The organism is Mesorhizobium sp. M0983 (genome assembly GCF_040318975.1).
Taxonomy (GTDB): domain Bacteria; phylum Pseudomonadota; class Alphaproteobacteria; order Rhizobiales; family Rhizobiaceae; genus Mesorhizobium.
Map to the genome: position 1 here is coordinate 574,450 of NZ_JAMYNH010000001.1, position 17,908 is coordinate 592,357.

Genomic DNA, 17,908 nt, shown 5'->3' on the forward strand with positions numbered 1-17,908 from the left:
TTCGAAACAGTCTCCGAGGACACGGGCTCAGACAGGCGTGCGGCGGTGCAAATCAGCGCGACATCGCCTGTTCAAGCGCCCTGAAAATCCGGTCGTCTCCGGACTGGGCGACGTTGAAGCGCATGAAACGGCTGGCCGACCGAGACAGGCTGAACGCATTGCCGGGCGCAAGCACGACGTTGGCCGACAAAGCGTGACGGGCGACATCCGCGGCATCTATCCCCTCCGGCAGCCTGCACCACAAAAACATGCCGGCCGGCTGATCTATCCATGGCACGATGCCGATGGCCTTCAGGCGGGCGCTGGTTTCTTCCACGGCGCGCGAGAGCCGCGCGCGCAGCAGATCGACGTGCTTGCGATAGAGGCCGTCCTTCAGCAGCGTCAGCACCAGTTCGGATGCAAGCCGCCCGCTGCCAAAGGACGTGGCGATCTTGAGATCGGTCAATCCTTCCATCCAGTCGCGAGGAGCGGCGATGAAGCCGCAGCGCACCGATGCCGAAAGCGTCTTGGAGAAGCTTCCGATATGGATGACCCGGCTGAGACCGTCGAAGGCCGCCAGCCGGGGCGCGGGCGTATGTTCGAAATCGGCGAAGATATCGTCCTCGATAATCGTCAGCCCCGACTGGTCGGCGAGCTTCAGCAGCCGATGGGCGGCGACGGGCGACAATATCGCGCCGGTCGGATTGTGGAGCGCGGAATTGGTGATGTAGAGGCGCGGCCGGTGCTCGTTCAGCGCTTGCGCGAACAGCTCGATGTCCGGCCCCGAGCGTGTGTAGGGAACGCTGATCACCTTGGCCCGATGGGCGCGCAACAGGGCATGGAAGTTGAAATAGCAGGGATCGTCGACCAACACGGTGTCACCCGGTTCGAGCAGAAACCTACACAGCAGGTCGATCGCCTGGGTGCCCGATTCCGTCAGCATGATCTGGTCCGGGGAGGCTTCGATACCGTGCTCGGCCATGCGCCGCGCCAGCAGATGGCGCAGCGCCGGCAAGCCGAGCGGCGTGCCGTAATCGGTCAGCGCGGCATCGTCGGCGCGGGCCATGGTCCGCAGTGCGCGGCGCAATCCGGCCTCGGGCATCCATGCGGCCGGCAACCAGCCGCAACCGGGTTTGAGCACATTGTCGCCAGCTTCCAGCGATTGGCGCGAGACCCACAGCGGGTCGACAGCACGGTCAAGCCTGGGGCCGATCTCGGCCAGTGACAGCGGAGCCAGCGATCCGGCGGCATAGAAACCCGAGCCCGGCCGCGAGCGGATCATGCCTTCCGCCGCAAGACGCTCATAGGCTTCGACCACGGTGGATTTGGAAACCTGCATGGCCTTGGCGAAAGCCCGGATCGAAGGCAGCCGCATTCCCGGTGTCAGGCTGCGCGCGGCGATCCTGTGCCTGATCGTCGCCATGACGGTTTCGACAAGCGTCCGGCTGCCCTCATCTGTTGTCGTCTGCTCGTCCATCCGTACTGCTCAGCCTACCATGACGGTTTTGTCGAACTGTACCTCATTGTCTCTGGCGGAGCCATACGCCCGGCCCGATAGAGGGCGAAACGAGCGGGGCATCGATGGACAAGGTGGCAAGTGGCTGGGCGGCGAGTGGTTGGGCGGCGAGTAGCTGGGCGGCGAGCGGCTGGGTCAACGGGTTCATAGGCGTGCTGATCTTCAGCGGTTCGCTTCCGGCGACGCGCGTGGCGGTGATGGATTTCGATCCGGTGTTCGTGACGGTCGCCCGTGCGGCTTCGGCGGGCATTCTCGGCCTCGCGCTGCTGCTCGTTTTTCGCCAGAAGCGACCGGAGCGGCAAGATCTGTTCTCGCTGGCGATCGTCGCGCTTGGCGTCGTGGTCGGCTTTCCCCTGCTGACAGCGCTGGCGCTCAAGCACATCAATTCGGCTCACTCGATCATTTTCGTCGGCCTGTTGCCGTTGGCGACCGCGATCTTCGGCGTGGTTCGAGGCGGTGATCGCCCGAAACCGGCGTTCTGGCTGTTCTCGTGTCTCGGCAGCGCCCTTGTTGCCGGTTTTGCAGTGACGCATGGCCTCTCGGTCTCGCCGCTCGGCGACATCTTGATGCTGGCCGCCATCATCGTGTGCGGATTGGGCTATGCCGAAGGAGCGGCGCTGTCGCGCAAGCTCGGCGGCTGGCAGGTGATCTCGTGGGCGCTGGTGCTGTCGCTGCCGGTCATGCTGGCGCTGACGTTCATCACCATGCCGCCGTCGCTCGAAAGTGCCGGCAGGGGCGCGTGGATAGGTTTGGCGTATGTGTCGCTGTTCAGCATGCTGATCGGTTTCGTGTTCTGGTATCGCGGCCTGGCGCAAGGCGGCATCGCCGCGGTCGGGCAGCTGCAACTGCTGCAGCCTTTCTTCGGCCTTGGGCTGGCGGCAGCGCTGCTGCATGAGCAGGTCAGTCCCGCCATGATCGCCGTCACCGCCGCCGTCGTGCTTTGCGTCGTCGGCGCCAAGAGATATGCGAGATAGGTGCGCCGGCGCAGTCTTGAACTCGATACAATCGCGTCCAGTTGATACCAAGAGCTGCCGACCTGGCGGAACGGCGTCTCCGAGGCGCCGAATCGGCCAGCGTGGCGCAAGGCGCGAAGTGGGCCTTGCGCGGCGTGGAGAAAAAGGGGCAATTTTGGTGCCTGGGATCCAGAAGATACGCTTGTCCTCGGGTGGCGAGGTGGCCGTCCGGACGGCTGGTGATGCTTCCGAACCCGCGCTCGTGCTGCTGCACGGCTTTCCTAGCTCGTCGCGGACGTTTCGCGACGTGATCGCGCCGCTCTCCGGCAGCGTCTATGTCGTGGCGCCGGACCTGCCGGGCTTCGGCGCATCCGATCTGCCGCCCGAGCCGTCGTTCGACATGCTGGCCAGCGCGATTGAAGAGCTGCTCTCGCGTCTCAACGTTGGCCGCAGGTTTCTCTATTTGCATGATTTCGGAGCCCCGGTAGCGCTTCATCTCGCCATGCGCGCCCCGGAACTCGTCGAAGGCCTTGTCGTCCAGAATGCCAATGCCCACCGCTCCGGCTTTGGTTCGCAATGGGCAGACACATTGGACTTCTGGGCTGAGCCGAATGCGGCGAATGAGCAGGCCGCCACCGCCCATCTCACCCTCGAGGGAACCCGCGACCAGTACGTCGCCGGCCTGCCAGCCGAGATCGCGGCGCAGATCGATCCAGGTGGTTGGATTGAAGACTGGCGGGTCATGTGCCTGCCGGGACGACTTGATCTGCAGAAGGCGCTCATTGCCGACTACGGCCGATATGTCGACCGGTTCGCGGCGGTGGCTGATTATCTGGCGAAGCGTCAACCCCGAGCGATGCTTCTTTGGGGTCGCCACGATGCCTTCTTCGACATTGCAGAGGTTCAATCGTGGCTTATGGATCTTCCCCGGATGGAGGCCCACGTCTTCGACGCAGGCCATTTCCTTCTGGAGACGCATGCGCTCAGGGCTGCTGAACTGATGCTGGAGTTCGTCGCTGGCGGCTCAGCTAAGCGCGCTGGCCGCGGCGACCAGAAATAATCGCAATGATCAAAGCCGCCACCACCAGGGCCGTCGCGACCTGGAAAGTGACCTGCATGCCGCGTGCGGCTGCCGCAGATGCCAATACCTGCCGACCGGTGCCTTCGCCTCCGCCAGCCGATGCGAAGGCAAACACCGCGCCCATCACCGACGCACCGGTGATCAGGCCGAGATTGCGCGACAGATTGAGCAGGCCGGAGACGACGCCGCGCTGGTCGGACGCGACGCCGGTCATCACGGCTGAATTGTTGGCGGTCTGAAACAGGCTGTAGCCGGTGCAGACGATGATGATTGGCACGACATAGCCGGCAATACCGAATTCCGCCTGCGACAGAATGAAGATACCAATGGCGAGATCGAGCAGGCCGACGATCATCATCCGGTGCGCCCCGAAACGATCGACCAGGCGTCCGGCCGGCAGCGCCGCCAAGGCCGTAACCAGAGGGCCGGCCGACAGAACCAGCCCGACCATGGCTGCGTCCAGCCCAAGCGCGCGCGACAGATAGAATGGCGCGACCACCAGCGTCGCCATCATCACGGTGGCGACGACCAGGCTCATGGCGAGGCTTGCGTTCAAGGCGCTATCGCGGAACCTCGCAGGCTGGATCAAAGGGTTCTCGGCGCTTGTCTGCGCAATGACGAACAGCAGGCCACCCACGGCAGCGGCAATCAGCAAGCCGACATTGAGAGAACCAAAACTGCCGCGCCCAAGGGTCATGGCGAGCGCATAGGCGGCTAGCGTCAGCGCGAGCAAAGCCGTGCCGATGCCGTCGAAACCGCGGCGATCCGGTTCCGCTGACTTTTTTCCAGCCGGCAGGACGCGACGGGCGAGCGCGAAGGCCAGCGCCCCCAACGGCAGATTGATGAGGAAGATCGCTCGCCAGCCGAGACCGGCGATCAGCAGTCCGCCAAGCGAGGGGCCAAGCGTGGTGCCGATCGCGGACATGGCGCCGAGCAGGCCCATGGCGCTGCCGGTTTTTTCCCGGGGAACCGTGTCGGCGATAAAGGTCAGCGTCAGAGCCATCATGACGGCCGCGCCGAGCCCCTGTGCCGCCCTTGCGGCAATCAGCAGCCAGAGCGTCGGCGCGAGCCCGCAAAGCACCGATGCGAAGGTGAACAGGCCAATGCCGCCGAGCAATAGCGGGCGGCGGCCGAATATATCGGCGAGTCGCCCGGCGCTGACGATCAAGGTGGTGATGGCGAGCAGATAGGCAAGAACGACCCATTGCACGAGCTGGAACGATGCGCCGAATGCCTGCATCAGCGATGGCAGCCCGACGCTGGCGATGCTGGTGGCGAGCGACGACAGCAGCGTGGAAAGCGATAGGCTCGCCAATGCCCATCGAAGCGAGCGGGCGCCGATCGGGGCAACCTCGTCCCAGGTCTTTTCAGTGGTCGATGCCAAGGTGAACTCCTTTGCCGGCAACCCCAGGATCGGAGCTGCTGGAAGCTATTCCCCCGCTTGATGTGGCGGAAGGCGCAGCATTTGCATGTTATTCGTGCATGGGACGCTACATCATGGCCGAACCGTGCTACGGTCCTTCCATGTCGTCACCCGATCTCAATCTGCTTGTCGCCCTCGATGTGCTGCTGAGCGAGGGCAGCGTCGCCCGTGCTGCCGCGCGGCTGCACCTCAGTCCGTCGGCGATGAGCCGGACGCTGGCGCGGCTGCGCCAAGCGACAGGCGATCCATTGCTGGTCCGGGCCGGCCGTGGCCTGGTTGCGACACCGCGCGCGCAGGAATTGCAGCAGCAGGCAGGCCGCGTCGTCCAAGAAGCCGAAACGCTCCTGCTTCCCGCCAGGCTCCTCGACCTCTCAGGTCTCGACAGGGTTTTTACGCTGCGCGCCAATGAAAGCTTCGTCGAGGAGTTCGCGCCGCGTCTCGTCGCCCGTATCGAAGCGGATGCGCCTGGCGTGCAGCTGCGTTTTGCGCCGAAATCCGACAAGAACGACATGTCGCTGCGCGACGCAGGGATTGATCTCGAAATCGGGGTTGCCGGTGAAACGAGCCCTGAAATGCGTATTCAGGCGCTGTTTCGCGACCGCTTCATCGGTGCGGTGCGAATGGGCCATGAGCTGAGCGAGGGTCCGGTGACGCCGGAACGCTATGCGGCCGGCCGCCACATCAGCGTTTCGCGGCGTGGTCGCGAAAAAGGCCCGATCGACGAGGCCTTGAAACTGCTGGGTCTCCAGCGGACAGTTGTGTGCATGGTTTCCAGCTTCTCGGCCACGCTCGCCATGGCGCGCGCCTCCGATTTGATCGCCAGCGTCCCCGAGCGGCACACGCTAGGCGCGCGCACGGGCATGTTCAGCTTTCCGTTGCCGGTCGATGTTGCCGAGGTCACGATCTCGATGCTCTGGCATCCGCGGCTCGATGCCGATCCGGCGCAACGCTGGTTACGCGCCTGCGTGCGGGAGGTCTGCGCCTTTCTCCGCTAATCCAGACTCGGGTCGCTGATCTAGAATCGGGTCACCACGCCGATGCCGATGCCTTCGAAGCCGCCCATCGCCATCAATGCGGCCGGCGCCTCCTCGAGGCTGATCTTCTTGCCGACCAGCAGTTCGGGCTTAAGCTTGCCGGTGCGGATCATCTCCATCATCGCCTGGTAGCGAAAGGCCTGCATGCCGTGGCTGCCGCGGATCTCGAGCTCGAAGGCGATCACCTTGTCCATCGGTATCTGCGGCCTGGCATGCTCGCCGAGCATCAGGCCGACCTGCACATGGCGGCCGCGCCGGCGCAGGTTCGCGATCGAGTTGAACGACGTCGTCGGATGGCCGAGCGCGTCCATCGACATATGGGCGCCGCCATTGGTGATCTGCTTGACCGCCTTGACCACGTTCGGCGTCTTTGCCGCGTTGATCGTCGCCACCGCGCCGATCGTTTTGGCGAAGTCCAGCTTCTCGTCGGTGAGGTCGATGGCGACGACATTGGCGCCCATGGCGCTGGCGATCATGATCGCCGACAGGCCGACGCCGCCGCAGCCATGCACGGCCACCCATTCGCCGGGCGTCACCCGGCCCTGGTCAACGATGGCGCGGAACGAGGTGACGAAGCGGCAGCCGAGGCTGGCGGCGGTGGCGAATTCCATCTCGTCGGGCAAGCGCACGAGATTGGTGTCGGCATGGTCGATGGCGACATATTCGGCGAACGACCCCCAGGCAGTGAAGCCGGGCTGGAACTGGTGCTCGCAGACCTGGTGGTTGCCCGAGGTGCATTCGAAGCAGCGGCCGCAGCCGACGGCGAACGGCACGGTGACGCGCTCGCCGGCCTTCCAGCGGCTCACCTGGCTGCCTGTGGAGACCACGACGCCCGCCAGTTCGTGGCCCGGCACATGCGGCAGGCGGATACCGTCGTCATGGCCCATCCAGCCATGCCAATCGCTGCGGCAGAGGCCAGTCGCCTCGACCTTGATGACGACGCCTTCCGGCGAAGGCGTCGGATCCGGCACCGTCTGGATCGTCGGCGCCTCGCCGAATTTTTCGAAGACGACGGCTTTCATCGGCAGTTCCTCATCACTTCACGCAATTTGCGGTCTATTCGGCATCGATCTGGTTCTCCGGCGCGGCCTTCTGGAACGCCGGCAGCGCCATGCAGGCGGCATTGACGCGCGAGATCGTCGGGTAGGGCGTCATGTCGACGCCGAAGCGGGCATTGCTGGTGACCTGCGCGACCAGGCAGATGTCGGCCAGCCCCGGCGTATCGCCATGGCAGAATGTCTTGGTCTCGGGCGAGGAAGCCAGAATCTTTTCAAGCGGCTGGAAGCCTTCGTTGACCCAGTGCCGGAACCAGTTGACGACATCCTGGTCGCCGGCGCCGAACAGCGTGCGCAACGAGGTCAGCACGCGCAGATTGTTCACCGGATGGATGTCGCAGGCGACCATCTGCGCCAGCATCCTGACGCGGGCGCGGCCAGGCGCATCCTTGGGCAGCAATGGCGGCTCGGGCGTGGTCTCGTCGAGATATTCGATGATCGCCAGTGATTGCGTCAGCAGCGTGCCGTCGCCCAGGATCAGAGCCGGCACCAGACCTTGCGGATTGACCGCGAGATAGGCGGGTTCGAGATGCTCGCCGTGGCGCAGATGATGCGGCACGTATTCGTAGGCGAGGCCCTTCATCTCCAGCGCGATCCGCACCCGGTAAGACGTCGAGGAGCGGTAGTAATTGTGAAGGACGATGTCGCTCATCGGATCACGGGCCCGGTTGGCCGATGGTCAGCTCGATTTCGCCGATGCCGTCGACGCCGCCGGTGATCTTTTCGCCCGGCCCGACCGCGCCGACGCCGGCCGGCGTGCCGGTGAAGATCAGGTCGCCGGGCTTAAGTTCTACCGCCTCGCTGCAAATCGAGACGATGTCGGGAACCGGCCAGATCAGTTCGGCGAGGTCGCCGTCCTGCCTGATCTTGCCGTTGACGGCGAGCCAGATACGGCCCTTTTCGGGATGGCCGGATGTTTGTGCCGGAACCAGCGGGCCGCAGGGCGCCGAACGGTCGAAGGCTTTCGACCAGTCCCACGGTCGTGCCGCCTTCTTCGCCTCGTCCTGAAGGTCGCGGCGGGTCAGGTCGACACCGACGCCGTAGCCCCAGACATGGTTCAGCGCCCGCTCGCGCCGGATGCGGAAGCCGGCTCCGCCGATCGCGACGACTAGCTCGATTTCGTGATGCAGGTTTTGGGTCAGCGGCGGGTAGGGGATGATCGTGCCCGAACCGACCGCCGCATCGACCACTGCGTCGCCTGGCTTGGTGAAGAAGAAGGGCGGGTCGCGCTCATCATTGCCGAGCTCGCGGGCATGGGCGGCGTAGTTGCGGCCGACGCAGAAGATGCGACGCACCGCAAAACGCTGCGGCGAGCCGGCGACGGCCACCGACGGGGTTGCGGGCAGGGGGAGGGCGAAGTCTGTCATGCACTGTCTCTGCTTCAGTGAATCTGTCGCCGGCACATTCGGCCGATTTGGATCACCGGGCAAGGCATTGCATTTCAGAAGAGCTACGCCCCGCCGCGCGGCGCGGCCTGAATTTAGTCGCTCGTGTCCTCGTCCGTGCCCTGGCGGGCGGGCTCGGAGAGCCTTGCGTCCGAAACCAACCACTCAGCCACGATCAGCCCGTGAGGCGCGCACGAAACAACGTGGAGCCGTCCGTCAGGCGCGACCTGGAGATATCCCGGAATCCAGCCTCGGTCATCCATGCGCGATACTGACCTTCAGTGTACGATTCGCCGTGGCGATAGAGGTTCAAGAAGGTGAGATTCAGAAAGACACCCTCAGGCGGGCCGAGGCGGTCGTCATCGACGACACCCCACCCCGCAATTGCGATCTCGCCTCCGGGTGTGAGGCAACGCGCCGCGTTCAGGATCGAACTGCGCGCCTGGTCCGGCGGAAGGACCTGGACGACGGCCTTCAGGATCGCCAGGTCGTGCCGACCGATCGATGGTGCGACAGTTATGTCCCCCTCTTCGACAACCACGTCGTCGGCACCGTATTCTGACAGGATATCTGGCGCGACCGCTGCCACCGTTGGGAGTTCCATCAGCGTCGCCGCAATCTGCGGCCGCCGCTCGCGAAGTCCGACGAGAATGGTCCCGGAGCCCCCGCCGATGTCGATCACCGAACCGATCGCAGAGAGGTCCATCTCCCGGGCCAGATGTCGGCCGAAAATCACCCCGCCCGGTGCGAGCAGGCGGCTGAAGGCCGCCGCGGCCTCGGGCCCCGCTTCGGAAAAGTCGTGCAGCGCAGCCGGCCGGTTCTGTCGCAGCGACTCTGCGGTCAGCAGGTCGGCTCCCCAGAGCTCGCGCAGGAGCGCATGATCGCCGCCGCGGTAGGTCGGTTTGGACGCGTCGAGGAAGGCCGACGCTTCGGCTCCATTGCGAAATTGACCATCCTTGACTTCGAGGAGACCGATGCTGGCGAGCGCGTAGAGGAGCCGCGACAGACGATCGGGCTCGACTTTGAGCGCGGCCCCAAGGCTGTCGGCAGTCACCGCGCTGCCGCCGAGCCGGGTGAAGATGCCGAGGTCCAGCCCGGCGCGAAGCGCCAAGGCGGGGGGCACCGCTGCGATCAGGTTGTCGATCCGATCAGAATCCACCATGCCACATTCCCTTCCGCGATCCAGAACCGACTTTGAGCTCAACTTGCTGGTTACACCGCATATGTGACACTTCCGTTCGGCATGTCCGTCCACCAGTTTGGTGACAGACCCTCTCTTTATCGAAGGAGAAACACAAGGCCTTCCACCGGCGCCGGCGACAATGGCCTCTTCCGTTCGAAGGAGATCGAGGCGGCGCTCGCCGGAAGCTTCGTGGCCTCGGCACTGGCCGGCGTTAAAGTCGCGGCGGATAATTTGATGAGCGACATGAATGGTCGGCCGACTACCGCGCCAGTCTCGTGGCTGCCGCCAACGCCTGAGACCACCGACCTTCGGTTTTGGGAAAGGGGCCTTAACGGCCCTTTTCTGTCCGTCCCGTACTTCGGGCGTGTCGTTATCTCGCACTTGCACAAAGTTCTGGTGCGCTGCAATATAGCTGGAGGAATGCGGCCTCCAGCCCGCCTTTCGCAGAAGGGACCGGCATGACGGACATCTCCGCGGCGCGTCTTGTCGTGTCCAGGCCTGTCGCCGATAGCTCGGCAAGAACCAGGCTTGCCTATCTCGACGGCTGGCGTGGCCTGTCGATCGCGCTGGTGCTGATCGGCCATTTCTTCCCCGTTCCCGGCATCAATCTCGGCGTCCTGGGCGTCGAATTCTTCTTCGTGCTCAGCGGCCGGCTGATGGCCGAGATCCTGTTCGTCGAACACTATCCGCTGAAGAAATTCTTCAAGCGCCGGTTCTCCCGCATCTACCCGGCACTGATGGTTTTCGTCGTCGCCGCGGTGGTTGCCTTGTCCGGCACATTCATCGCCTTCAAGTGGAAGGCGGCGCTGACGGCGCTGACGTTCACTTACAACTACGCCGGAATTCTCGTCACCCGCGCCGGCGCGCTCGACCATATCTGGTCGCTCTGCGTCGAAGAGCACGCCTATGTCATCCTGGCGCTGATCGGCGTCGTCGTCTCGGGGCAGTCCCGGGTCATCGTGCTGCTCGGCGCATTGTCGGTGCTGGCCATGGCAAACGGCGCCATCTCCTACTGGGTGCTCGGAATAGGCTACGAGTCCACCTATTGGCGCACCGACGTGCACATCGCCTCGATCCTGCTGTCAGCGGTGATATGCCTGCTCAAGGCCGACGACAGGCTGCCGGCGCTGCTCAAGGGCCCACATGTCGCCCTGGCGGCCGCTGTCGTGGCGGTTCTAGTGTTCATGGCTGCCGTGCCAACCCCGATCCACTATCTGGTCGCGGTGCCGCTGTTGGCCCTCGCCGTCAACTCGCTCGACTTCAGCAGTTGGTACCTGACCGGGTTTCTATCCTCCCGGCCGATGACGATGCTGGGGCTGTGGTCGTATTCGCTCTATCTTTGGCAGCAGCCCTTTTATCAATTCGTCGACATACAAGGCAGTTCGCCGTTGCTGATGCTGGCGGCGGCGTTCGCTTGCGCTCTGTGCAGCTACTACATCGTCGAAAAGCCGACCCGCTCCTGGCTGAACCGCAATTGGTAGGGCGAGGCGGCTGCCGTTCAGCCGGCGATCCGTCTTAGATAATACCGCACGGCTTTCTTGCCGCCGTGGATTACCGCGTCGCCCACTTCCATGAAGCCGAGTGCCGCGTGGAAGGCGTCCGAAGCCGGATTGGGTGGCTCGGCATTGACCTCGCAAGTGACGATCGCCTGGCCGGCGCGTGACGCCTGCTCGAACAGATCCTCGTACAGCCGGCGGGCATGACCCCGGCCGCGCGCATTGGCGCCGACCACGACGCGATCGACATAGACGAAGCGCGGATAGCGCTCGCGAAACCACAGGAAATTCGGGCTGTCGTAGCTTGCGTCCTGGTCGAAGGTCATGATGAAGGCTTCGAGTGCACCGATACGGCGCGCGTAAAACGCTTCGCCAAGCAGGAAGGAAAGGCGCTCAGGTTCGAGCCATGATAATTCCGCAGCGTGCTCGTTGTTGAGCGCGAGGATTGCGGGCTCATCCCGCGGCAAAACCAGCTCGATCGGCAATCGCGTTTCAATCATTTTCTTTCTTCTGTCATCCGGCATCATGTCCGGGCAGCGGCGATGGTCGCCGCCACCAGCGCCTCGTCGGTCACGGTGTTGCGGTATTCACGGTCGAGGTCGGTGCCGCCCATGCCGACTTTCGGATTGCGGTAGCGCATGGCGCTCGGCACGTCCTTGAGCGCGGCGAAGTGCATTTCGCTCACCCCGGTTTTCCTCCGCACCTCGGCAATGTTCTGCGGGTCAAGCCCGCCGCAGCCGAGGATGATGATGCGGTCGCCAGCCTGCCTGACCAGATCGGCGAGCAGGTCCGCGCCCTCCAGCGCCGTGTCGCGCTGGCCGCTGGTCAGCACACGGCCGACCTTGCAGCGGATCAGCGATTCCAGTGCCTCGGTCGGGTCGCGGGTCATGTCGAAGGCGCGGTGGCAGGTGACGTTCAAGCTCCCCGCTGCCTGCGCCAGTTCGCTCATGCGCTGCTCATCGATCGTGCCGTCGGCAGCGAGGCAGCCGATAACGACACCGGCGACGCCAAGCTCGGCAAGCGCTCGGACATCGGCGAGCATCGAACGATATTCGGCCTCGCTATAGAGAAAATCGCCGCCACGCGGCCGCACGATGACGTGGAACGGGATCGTCGCTAATTCAAGCGCCGTGCGCACGGTGCCGAAGCTCGGCGTGATGCCGCCCTCGACCAGGCTGGCACAGAGCTCGACACGGTCGGCACCGGCGGCTTGCGCGGCCAGCAGGCCGTCTATGCCTTCGACGCAGATCTCGATCAGCGGCAGGCGAGGGCGTTCGGTCTCGGTCATGGGCGATCCGTTGATGATTTCAGCTGGCCAGCGGTAGCATCGGGCACGGTGCCTTGAAAGCCGGAAGTGTGGGCTCAATGTGCTTGCGGGCGTGCCTGCCATTCCGCCGCTTGACACATTCATAACTTAAGCGTTATACGTAACTCATAGCTGATGGGTTATTGGTTCTCATGGAGAGCGCGTTGTTGAATAGCCCAGCCAAACCGCAAACAACGGGTCCCAAGTCATGACTGAAGCAACCACAATCGAAACCAAATCCATTGTCGTCGAGCGTCTGATCCCGCATGCGGCTGAAAAGATATGGCGCGCACTGACCGTGCCGCATCTGGTTGCCGAATGGCTGATGGAGAACGACTTTGCGCCTGAGCAAGGCCATCGCTTTACCTTTCGCGCGACGCCGGTGCCTGGCTGGTCCGGCGTGACGAACTGCGAGGTGCTGAAGATCGAGCCGCCACGCCTGCTCGCCTACAGCTGGGGCGACGGCACCGAATCCGACAGCGGTCTGAAGACCGTGGTGACATGGTCGTTGACGCCCGAAGGTAAAGCGACGCGGGTGCGCATGGAGCATTCCGGGTTCCGGTCCGAGGACGAGCGCGGCTACATCGGCATGGGAAGCGGTTGGCCGCGCATTCTCGAGCGGCTTGAGCGGGTGACTGCCTGGCAAAGCTGAATATCCCGGCGCTCGCCTTGCCGCAACGCGGCGGCCGGCGAACTGACAGAACCAAGAAATATCGAGACCCCGGATGTTCGTCGTCCGGGCTTGAGAAAACACGCCCGAAGGAGACCACTATGCAAGCACGATTGAAAAACCCGGTGATGCTCATTCCTGGCGCTCTGCAGGCGCTGCTCGCGCTGGACAAGTCGACGGAAACGGCCGATCTGTCCTATGTGACGCGCAAGCTCGTCCATTTGCGCGCCAGCCAGATCAACGGATGCAGTGTCTGTATCGATATGCATGCACGCGAATTGAAGAAGGCCGGTGAAAAGGATGAGCGCGTCTTCACCGTGTCGGCCTGGCGGGAAACACCTTACTTCACCGACGCCGAGCGCGCCGCGCTGGCGCTGACCGAGGCGGCGACCCGGTTAGCCGACCGGCCAGACCCGGTGCCGGATGCGGTCTGGGATGAAGCCGCCCGGCACTATGACGAAAAGGCGCTTGCCGCACTGGTCGTCCAGATTGCCCTGATCAATGCGTTCAACCGTCTCAACGCAACCACCAGACAGATGGTCGGCGCCTGGGGCTGAACGGGGCCGGGTTCTCGCAAAGCCACATCAGATCCGCAGCTTGTGAGAATTCGCGCGCACGAAGTCGATGAAGGCCCGCAGCTTCGGCGGTACCAGGCGGCGGCTGGGATAATAGAGGTGGAGCGGCTCGTAAGCGGGACAGAAAGGCTCCAGCACCTTGACCAGCGCGCCTGAGGCAAGAAGCGGCGCGGCGAGCCCCTCGACCGCGAAGGCGAGGCCAAGCCCTTGCGCGGCAGCAGTAATGCACAGCGGAAGCGTGTTCACGACCAGACATGCGTCCGGTGTGAAAGCGACTTCGCGTTCATCCACGGTGAACTCCCAGGGCGAGATCGCGCGGGTGCGGGTGAGGGCGAATGCGATGCAGCGATGGGCGGCGAGGTCGGCCGGCCGCTTCGGCGTGCCGTTGCGCGCCAGATAGTCCGGGCTGCCCACCACGACCATCTGCAGGGGCCCGCCCAGGCGCGCGCCGATCATATCTTTCTCGAGAAGCTCGCCGATGCGCAGGCCGGCATCGAACCCCTCGGCGGCGATGTCGACGAAGCTGTCGTCGAAGATCAGATTGAGCCGCACTTCTGGATAAGCATCCATGAACGGCCGCATCAGTGGCTCGATCAGCAGCGGGGCGGCGATCCAGGGCAGGCTGAGGCGCAGCGTGCCGGCAGGACGATCGCGGGTCTCGCGCAGCGCCGCACCAGCCGCCCAGATGTCTTCGGCTGCCGGGCGCACATGGTCGAGGTATTGGGCGCCAGCTTCGGTCAAGCCAACGCTGCGGGTCGTGCGGTTGAGCAGCCGCACCCCCAGGCGCTCCTCAAGTCCTTTGACCGCCTCGCTCAACGAGGCCGGAGCGACGCCGAGCTCGGCGGCGGCGCGGGTGAAGCTCCTGGCCTCCGCAACTTTTACGAAGGCGACGATGCCGCTGAATTGGTCGAGGCGCATTGTAAGGTTTTTCCAAATAGCCCTGTCGAACTCTACTGGTTTTTCCGGTGAACAAAAGGCGTCATGTTGGGCTCGACGAACGGGCCTCGCTGTTGCGAGGGCCCGAACGGGCAAGGAGACAGGACCGATGACCAGGCTCGCTTCACTCGCCGCCGGCGCTCTTCTGGCGGTGTCTGCCGCCCCGGCGAATGCCGGGCCGCTGGAGGACAGCAACATCCAGCTCATCAAGGACTACTACGCAGCTTACGCGACCGGCAATCCTGAGGCCGTGCGGCCCTTCCTCGCGCCCGACATCGTGTGGCGCATTCCCGGTCATCATCCGCTCGCCGGCGACAAGCGCGGGCCGGACGAGGTGGTCGCCTTTTTCCGCGGCCTGGCCGATGGCAAGTTCAAGGCCGAGCCGATCTTCTTCCAGGCGCAGGGCGACCTCGTCGTCGATGTCCATCGCGGCTGGTCGAATGTCGGCTCAGGTCCCGAGATCGACCAGCTCTATGCGCTGATGTTCCGCATCAAGGGCGGCAAGATCGCCGAGGCACAGAATTTTTTGACCGACATGTATCAGTCGGACGCCTTTTACTGGGCGCATTACCCGCTGAAGCCATTGCCCGGCCGACTGGCTGGCGAGCGCTGAGACGGCGGTCTTTCTTGCAACGCGCCGCGCTTCTCACTCCAAGCCAAAGGAGACTTGCGATGCTTAAAACCCTGACACTTGCTGCAGCAACCGCCGTGGCGCTCGCCGCCTCCAATGCCTTCGCCGCACCGCGCATCGAGCGCGTCGCTTTCGCCTCGAACGGTGAGCAGATCGTCGGCGAGCTCTATCTGCCGGAGGATCTGGACGCGGCGAAACTTCGGCCCGCGCTGGTCGTGACCGGCGCCTGGATGACGGTAAAGGAACAGATGCCGGCCCGCTATGCCCGCGAGATGGCCGACCGCGGTTTCATCGCCTTGACCTTCGATTTTCGCGGCTGGGGCGAAAGCGGCGGCGTGCGCCGCCAGTACGAGGATCCTAACGCCAAGATCGCCGACATCGAAGCGGCGGTCGCCTATCTCGCGACCCGGCCCGAGACCGATCAGGACCGCATCGGCGGGCTCGGCATTTGCGCCAGCTCCGGCTACATGGTCACCGCTGCGGCCGAAAACGTCGCGATCAAGTCGGTCGCCCTCGTTGCGCCCTGGTTGCAGGATGCCGAAGGGGTCGAGCAGACCTATGGCGGCGGGGACGGTGTCGCCAGGCTCGAGGCCGCGAGCGATGCGGCCGAGGCGGAATATCGCCGCACCGGCAAACAGGCATTCCTGCCCGCTGCTAGCTTGACCGACGAGCGCGCGGTCATGTTCAAGGTGCCTTACTACACCGAACCCGATCGCGGCATGCTCCCGGCCTGGCGCAACGAGGCCGATCCCGCCTTCTGGCGCGGCTGGTTGAGGTTCGATGCAATCCAGGCTGCTCCGCGCCTGCACCAGCCTTTTCTGATGGTGCATAGCGAGGCGGCTGCCATTCCGCAGGGCGCGCACAAGTTCTACGCGCGGCTGACCAGTTCCAGGCAGGAGATGTGGCTAGACAATGTCACCCAGTTCGATTTCTACGATCGTGCCGCGCCGGTGAAGGCGGCGAGCGATGCCGTCGCCGCGCACTTCCGCGCAACGCTGGGCGGTGCAGGGGAGGCGGGACAATGAGCCTCGTCACCCGCCGGTATGTCTTGGCCTCGGCGGTTTCAGCCGCGATGATTTCCGCCGTCTCGGCGCCCGCCTCGAGCGCTCCGGGAGATGCGCTGACGGTCGAAGACAGGATCGTGATCGCCGAGGCAGTTGCCGGGATCGGCCTCTATGCCGATCTGCGTGAATGGAACCGGGTCAAATCCTATTTCGCGGCCCGTGTCACGACCGACTATACCAGCCTCTTCGGCGGCGAGGTCACGACCAGCGGCCGCGACTCCCTGATCGCCCAATGGCAAGCGCTGCTGCCGGGCTTCGACGCCACCCAGCACCTCATCACCAACGTCATTGTCGAAGGCGCGGATAAGCATGCGGTTGCACGCAGCCATGTCCGCGCGACCCACTGGATCGGTTCCCGGTTCTGGACGGTCGGCGGCAGCTATCTACACCGGCTGGTGCGGACGTCGGAAGGTTGGCGCGTCAAGGCAATCTCCATCCGCCGCTTGTACGAAGAGGGAGATCGCGCCCTTTTGACCGCCGCTGCCGACCGGGTGAAGGCGGAGGCCAAATGAGTGTTCGGATTTGCGCATGCCCAGTCGCGCGGCGAGGTTGCTCGGAGCAACGGCAACGTGAATATTGATCGAATGTCGGGGCAGGCTTGGCGCATGCGGCATTAGTGCCGCCAACCGCGGAGACAGGACATGACCCTTTCACTGCAGGAGGTTTCCGATCGGCTTGAGATCGAACAGCTGCTTGCTCGCTATTGCTACGCTGTGGACGATCGCGACTGGGAAGCCTATCGGAAAATATTCACGCCCGACGCCGTGCTTGACGACACTGTAACAGGTGGAATCAGGAGCGGTGTGGATGAGCATGTTGCTTATATGAAAGGCGCCCTATCGAAGATATTGATCTCGCAGCACGCCATTTCAACAATCCTTCTTGATCTCCGAGGGGATGAGGCCAGCGCGCGCGTGCATTGTTCATGCCCGATGGTGGTCGACCTCGGCGAAGGCAAAAGGCAGGTCTTCTTCCAAGGGCTCTGGTATCGCGACCGCGTCATACGCACGTCCGAGGGCTGGCGCATAAGTGAACTTGTCGAGGAAGGCTATTGGAATCACAATTTGCCGGAGGGGTTCACGTTCTGACGTCTGTTACGCGCTGTGCTGGATCCGCCACGGACGCTGTTTTCAGACGTGGCAGCTACTGGCGCAACACGGTGTTCTTGGTGCCTTCTTCGACCTGGTCGATGACCAGCAGCTTGACCGGATCGGCGCCGACATTGGTGGCCTGATGCCACTGCCCGATCATCTCGATGATGAAATCACCTGATTTGTAGGTGTTGCTCTTGCCGGTTTCGACGTTGGTGACCTGAAGCGTGCCGGCCTCGACATAGGCATAGCGCGGAAACGGATGCTTGTGGACCGGCAAAGTGGCGCCCGGCGCGATCTGATAGGCCGAGACCAGGACCTGCACGTTCTTCTGCGGCAGCGTGATCGGCTGGCCGGACGCAGTCTCGGTGCGAGAGGCAAGCGGGGCCACGACAACCGGCGTCCCGCTGGCGTCCAGCGCCTGGGCGTTGTTTGCAAACAGTGCAGCCGCGAGCAGCAGCGTCGGCGCCAAGATTATTCGCATGATTCCCCCCGAGCTGCGTCAGCATTGCGCAGCACGCATTGGCGCG

General features: G+C 64.0%; 20 protein-coding genes. 10 read left to right on the forward strand and 10 right to left on the reverse strand.

Features of this window, described 5'->3' with window-relative positions:
* Positions 1 to 52 precede the first annotated feature (52 nt).
* Positions 53 to 1,456: an aminotransferase-like domain-containing protein gene (locus NKH71_RS02905; protein WP_352484216.1), complete on the reverse strand. Its 1,404-nt coding sequence runs from the start codon at positions 1,454 to 1,456 to the stop codon at positions 53 to 55.
* Between the two features lie 104 nt (positions 1,457 to 1,560).
* On the opposite strand from NKH71_RS02905, the gene NKH71_RS02910 reads away from it, so the two are divergent.
* Together NKH71_RS02910 and NKH71_RS02915 are read left to right on the forward strand one after the other, a co-directional pair.
* The gene (locus tag NKH71_RS02910; RefSeq protein ID WP_352484217.1) at positions 1,561 to 2,469 is read left to right on the forward strand and encodes a DMT family transporter; all 909 of its coding nucleotides are present in this window, start codon (positions 1,561 to 1,563) and stop codon (positions 2,467 to 2,469) included.
* A 181-nt stretch (positions 2,470 to 2,650) separates the two neighbouring features.
* On the forward strand, positions 2,651 to 3,508 hold the full coding sequence (locus NKH71_RS02915) for an alpha/beta fold hydrolase (protein WP_023720016.1): 858 nt from the start codon (positions 2,651 to 2,653) through the stop codon (positions 3,506 to 3,508).
* Here NKH71_RS02915 and NKH71_RS02920 read toward each other — a convergent pair.
* Complete coding sequence (locus tag NKH71_RS02920; protein ID WP_502900336.1) at positions 3,477 to 4,913, reverse strand: MFS transporter; 1,437 nt, start codon at positions 4,911 to 4,913, stop codon at positions 3,477 to 3,479. The genes NKH71_RS02915 and NKH71_RS02920 overlap by 32 nt on opposite strands.
* 140 nt (positions 4,914 to 5,053) lie before the next feature.
* On the opposite strand from NKH71_RS02920, the gene NKH71_RS02925 reads away from it, so the two are divergent.
* Positions 5,054 to 5,947: a LysR family transcriptional regulator gene (locus NKH71_RS02925; RefSeq protein ID WP_352792007.1), complete on the forward strand. Its 894-nt coding sequence runs from the start codon at positions 5,054 to 5,056 to the stop codon at positions 5,945 to 5,947.
* Positions 5,948 to 5,967: 20 nt separating this feature from the next.
* On the opposite strand, the gene NKH71_RS02930 is transcribed toward NKH71_RS02925, so the two are convergent.
* The 4 genes from NKH71_RS02930 to NKH71_RS02945 all read right to left on the reverse strand — a co-directional run bounded on the left by NKH71_RS02930 (position 5,968) and on the right by NKH71_RS02945 (position 9,588).
* The gene (locus tag NKH71_RS02930) at positions 5,968 to 7,008 is read right to left on the reverse strand and encodes a zinc-dependent alcohol dehydrogenase family protein (RefSeq protein WP_352792005.1); all 1,041 of its coding nucleotides are present in this window, start codon (positions 7,006 to 7,008) and stop codon (positions 5,968 to 5,970) included.
* A 34-nt stretch (positions 7,009 to 7,042) separates the two neighbouring features.
* Positions 7,043 to 7,693 carry a maleylacetoacetate isomerase gene (maiA, locus tag NKH71_RS02935; protein ID WP_352792004.1) on the reverse strand — a complete coding sequence of 217 codons (651 nt, stop codon included), beginning with the start codon at positions 7,691 to 7,693 and terminating at the stop codon, positions 7,043 to 7,045.
* Between the two features lie 4 nt (positions 7,694 to 7,697).
* Entirely contained in the window at positions 7,698 to 8,408 is a 711-nt protein-coding gene (locus NKH71_RS02940) for a fumarylacetoacetate hydrolase family protein (protein WP_023720019.1), read from the reverse strand.
* 193 nt (positions 8,409 to 8,601) lie between these two features.
* The gene (locus tag NKH71_RS02945) at positions 8,602 to 9,588 is read right to left on the reverse strand and encodes a methyltransferase (RefSeq protein ID WP_352484221.1); all 987 of its coding nucleotides are present in this window, start codon (positions 9,586 to 9,588) and stop codon (positions 8,602 to 8,604) included.
* Positions 9,589 to 10,067: 479 nt separating this feature from the next.
* Here NKH71_RS02945 and NKH71_RS02955 point away from each other — a divergent pair, with 479 nt between their 5' ends.
* A complete protein-coding gene (locus tag NKH71_RS02955; protein WP_352791762.1) occupies positions 10,068 to 11,090 on the forward strand; it encodes an acyltransferase family protein in 1,023 nt (340 codons plus the stop codon).
* A 17-nt stretch (positions 11,091 to 11,107) separates the two neighbouring features.
* Here the strand turns inward: NKH71_RS02955 and NKH71_RS02960 are convergent, their stop codons facing one another.
* Together NKH71_RS02960 and NKH71_RS02965 are read right to left on the reverse strand one after the other, a co-directional pair.
* Positions 11,108 to 11,605: a GNAT family N-acetyltransferase gene (locus NKH71_RS02960; protein WP_023720022.1), complete on the reverse strand. Its 498-nt coding sequence runs from the start codon at positions 11,603 to 11,605 to the stop codon at positions 11,108 to 11,110.
* A 23-nt stretch (positions 11,606 to 11,628) separates the two neighbouring features.
* A complete protein-coding gene (locus tag NKH71_RS02965; RefSeq protein ID WP_352791764.1) occupies positions 11,629 to 12,393 on the reverse strand; it encodes a copper homeostasis protein CutC in 765 nt (254 codons plus the stop codon).
* A gap of 226 nt (positions 12,394 to 12,619) precedes the next feature.
* Here NKH71_RS02965 and NKH71_RS02970 point away from each other — a divergent pair, with 226 nt between their 5' ends.
* Together NKH71_RS02970 and NKH71_RS02975 are read left to right on the forward strand one after the other, a co-directional pair.
* Positions 12,620 to 13,063: an SRPBCC family protein gene (locus NKH71_RS02970; protein WP_023720024.1), complete on the forward strand. Its 444-nt coding sequence runs from the start codon at positions 12,620 to 12,622 to the stop codon at positions 13,061 to 13,063.
* A 119-nt stretch (positions 13,064 to 13,182) separates the two neighbouring features.
* Complete coding sequence (locus NKH71_RS02975; RefSeq protein WP_023720025.1) at positions 13,183 to 13,638, forward strand: carboxymuconolactone decarboxylase family protein; 456 nt, start codon at positions 13,183 to 13,185, stop codon at positions 13,636 to 13,638.
* 27 nt (positions 13,639 to 13,665) lie between these two features.
* Here the strand turns inward: NKH71_RS02975 and NKH71_RS02980 are convergent, their stop codons facing one another.
* Positions 13,666 to 14,574 carry a LysR family transcriptional regulator gene (locus NKH71_RS02980; RefSeq protein ID WP_352484223.1) on the reverse strand — a complete coding sequence of 303 codons (909 nt, stop codon included), beginning with the start codon at positions 14,572 to 14,574 and terminating at the stop codon, positions 13,666 to 13,668.
* A gap of 127 nt (positions 14,575 to 14,701) precedes the next feature.
* Here NKH71_RS02980 and NKH71_RS02985 point away from each other — a divergent pair, with 127 nt between their 5' ends.
* The 4 genes from NKH71_RS02985 to NKH71_RS03000 all read left to right on the forward strand — a co-directional run bounded on the left by NKH71_RS02985 (position 14,702) and on the right by NKH71_RS03000 (position 17,375).
* On the forward strand, positions 14,702 to 15,205 hold the full coding sequence (locus NKH71_RS02985) for a nuclear transport factor 2 family protein (protein ID WP_023720026.1): 504 nt from the start codon (positions 14,702 to 14,704) through the stop codon (positions 15,203 to 15,205).
* A 59-nt stretch (positions 15,206 to 15,264) separates the two neighbouring features.
* Positions 15,265 to 16,248, forward strand: a complete 984-nt coding sequence (locus NKH71_RS02990) for an alpha/beta hydrolase (protein ID WP_023720027.1) — start codon at positions 15,265 to 15,267, stop codon at positions 16,246 to 16,248.
* A complete protein-coding gene (locus tag NKH71_RS02995) occupies positions 16,245 to 16,799 on the forward strand; it encodes a nuclear transport factor 2 family protein (RefSeq protein WP_031194303.1) in 555 nt (184 codons plus the stop codon). The genes NKH71_RS02990 and NKH71_RS02995 overlap by 4 nt, the downstream gene beginning before the upstream one ends.
* Positions 16,800 to 16,928: 129 nt before the next feature.
* Positions 16,929 to 17,375 (forward strand): nuclear transport factor 2 family protein, encoded by a 447-nt coding sequence (locus NKH71_RS03000; protein WP_023720029.1) that lies wholly within the window; start codon positions 16,929 to 16,931, stop codon positions 17,373 to 17,375.
* 55 nt (positions 17,376 to 17,430) lie between these two features.
* On the opposite strand, the gene NKH71_RS03005 is transcribed toward NKH71_RS03000, so the two are convergent.
* Positions 17,431 to 17,862, reverse strand: a complete 432-nt coding sequence (locus NKH71_RS03005; RefSeq protein WP_352791766.1) for a cupin domain-containing protein — start codon at positions 17,860 to 17,862, stop codon at positions 17,431 to 17,433.
* Positions 17,863 to 17,908 lie beyond the last annotated feature (46 nt).

Coding starts and splice junctions, on each gene's coding strand:
- NKH71_RS02905 (WP_352484216.1), bottom strand. CDS start 1,456: ATGGACGAGCAGACGACAACAGATGAGGGCAGCCGGACGCTTGTCGAA.
- NKH71_RS02910 (WP_352484217.1), top strand. CDS start 1,561: ATGGACAAGGTGGCAAGTGGCTGGGCGGCGAGTGGTTGGGCGGCGAGT.
- NKH71_RS02925 (WP_352792007.1), top strand. CDS start 5,054: ATGTCGTCACCCGATCTCAATCTGCTTGTCGCCCTCGATGTGCTGCTG.
- NKH71_RS02930 (WP_352792005.1), bottom strand. CDS start 7,008: ATGAAAGCCGTCGTCTTCGAAAAATTCGGCGAGGCGCCGACGATCCAG.
- maiA (WP_352792004.1), bottom strand. CDS start 7,693: ATGAGCGACATCGTCCTTCACAATTACTACCGCTCCTCGACGTCTTAC.
- NKH71_RS02940 (WP_023720019.1), bottom strand. CDS start 8,408: ATGACAGACTTCGCCCTCCCCCTGCCCGCAACCCCGTCGGTGGCCGTC.
- NKH71_RS02945 (WP_352484221.1), bottom strand. CDS start 9,588: ATGGTGGATTCTGATCGGATCGACAACCTGATCGCAGCGGTGCCCCCC.
- NKH71_RS02955 (WP_352791762.1), top strand. CDS start 10,068: ATGACGGACATCTCCGCGGCGCGTCTTGTCGTGTCCAGGCCTGTCGCC.
- NKH71_RS02960 (WP_023720022.1), bottom strand. CDS start 11,605: ATGATTGAAACGCGATTGCCGATCGAGCTGGTTTTGCCGCGGGATGAG.
- NKH71_RS02965 (WP_352791764.1), bottom strand. CDS start 12,393: ATGACCGAGACCGAACGCCCTCGCCTGCCGCTGATCGAGATCTGCGTC.
- NKH71_RS02970 (WP_023720024.1), top strand. CDS start 12,620: ATGACTGAAGCAACCACAATCGAAACCAAATCCATTGTCGTCGAGCGT.
- NKH71_RS02975 (WP_023720025.1), top strand. CDS start 13,183: ATGCAAGCACGATTGAAAAACCCGGTGATGCTCATTCCTGGCGCTCTG.
- NKH71_RS02980 (WP_352484223.1), bottom strand. CDS start 14,574: ATGCGCCTCGACCAATTCAGCGGCATCGTCGCCTTCGTAAAAGTTGCG.
- NKH71_RS02985 (WP_023720026.1), top strand. CDS start 14,702: ATGACCAGGCTCGCTTCACTCGCCGCCGGCGCTCTTCTGGCGGTGTCT.
- NKH71_RS02990 (WP_023720027.1), top strand. CDS start 15,265: ATGCTTAAAACCCTGACACTTGCTGCAGCAACCGCCGTGGCGCTCGCC.
- NKH71_RS02995 (WP_031194303.1), top strand. CDS start 16,245: ATGAGCCTCGTCACCCGCCGGTATGTCTTGGCCTCGGCGGTTTCAGCC.
- NKH71_RS03000 (WP_023720029.1), top strand. CDS start 16,929: ATGACCCTTTCACTGCAGGAGGTTTCCGATCGGCTTGAGATCGAACAG.
- NKH71_RS03005 (WP_352791766.1), bottom strand. CDS start 17,862: ATGCGAATAATCTTGGCGCCGACGCTGCTGCTCGCGGCTGCACTGTTT.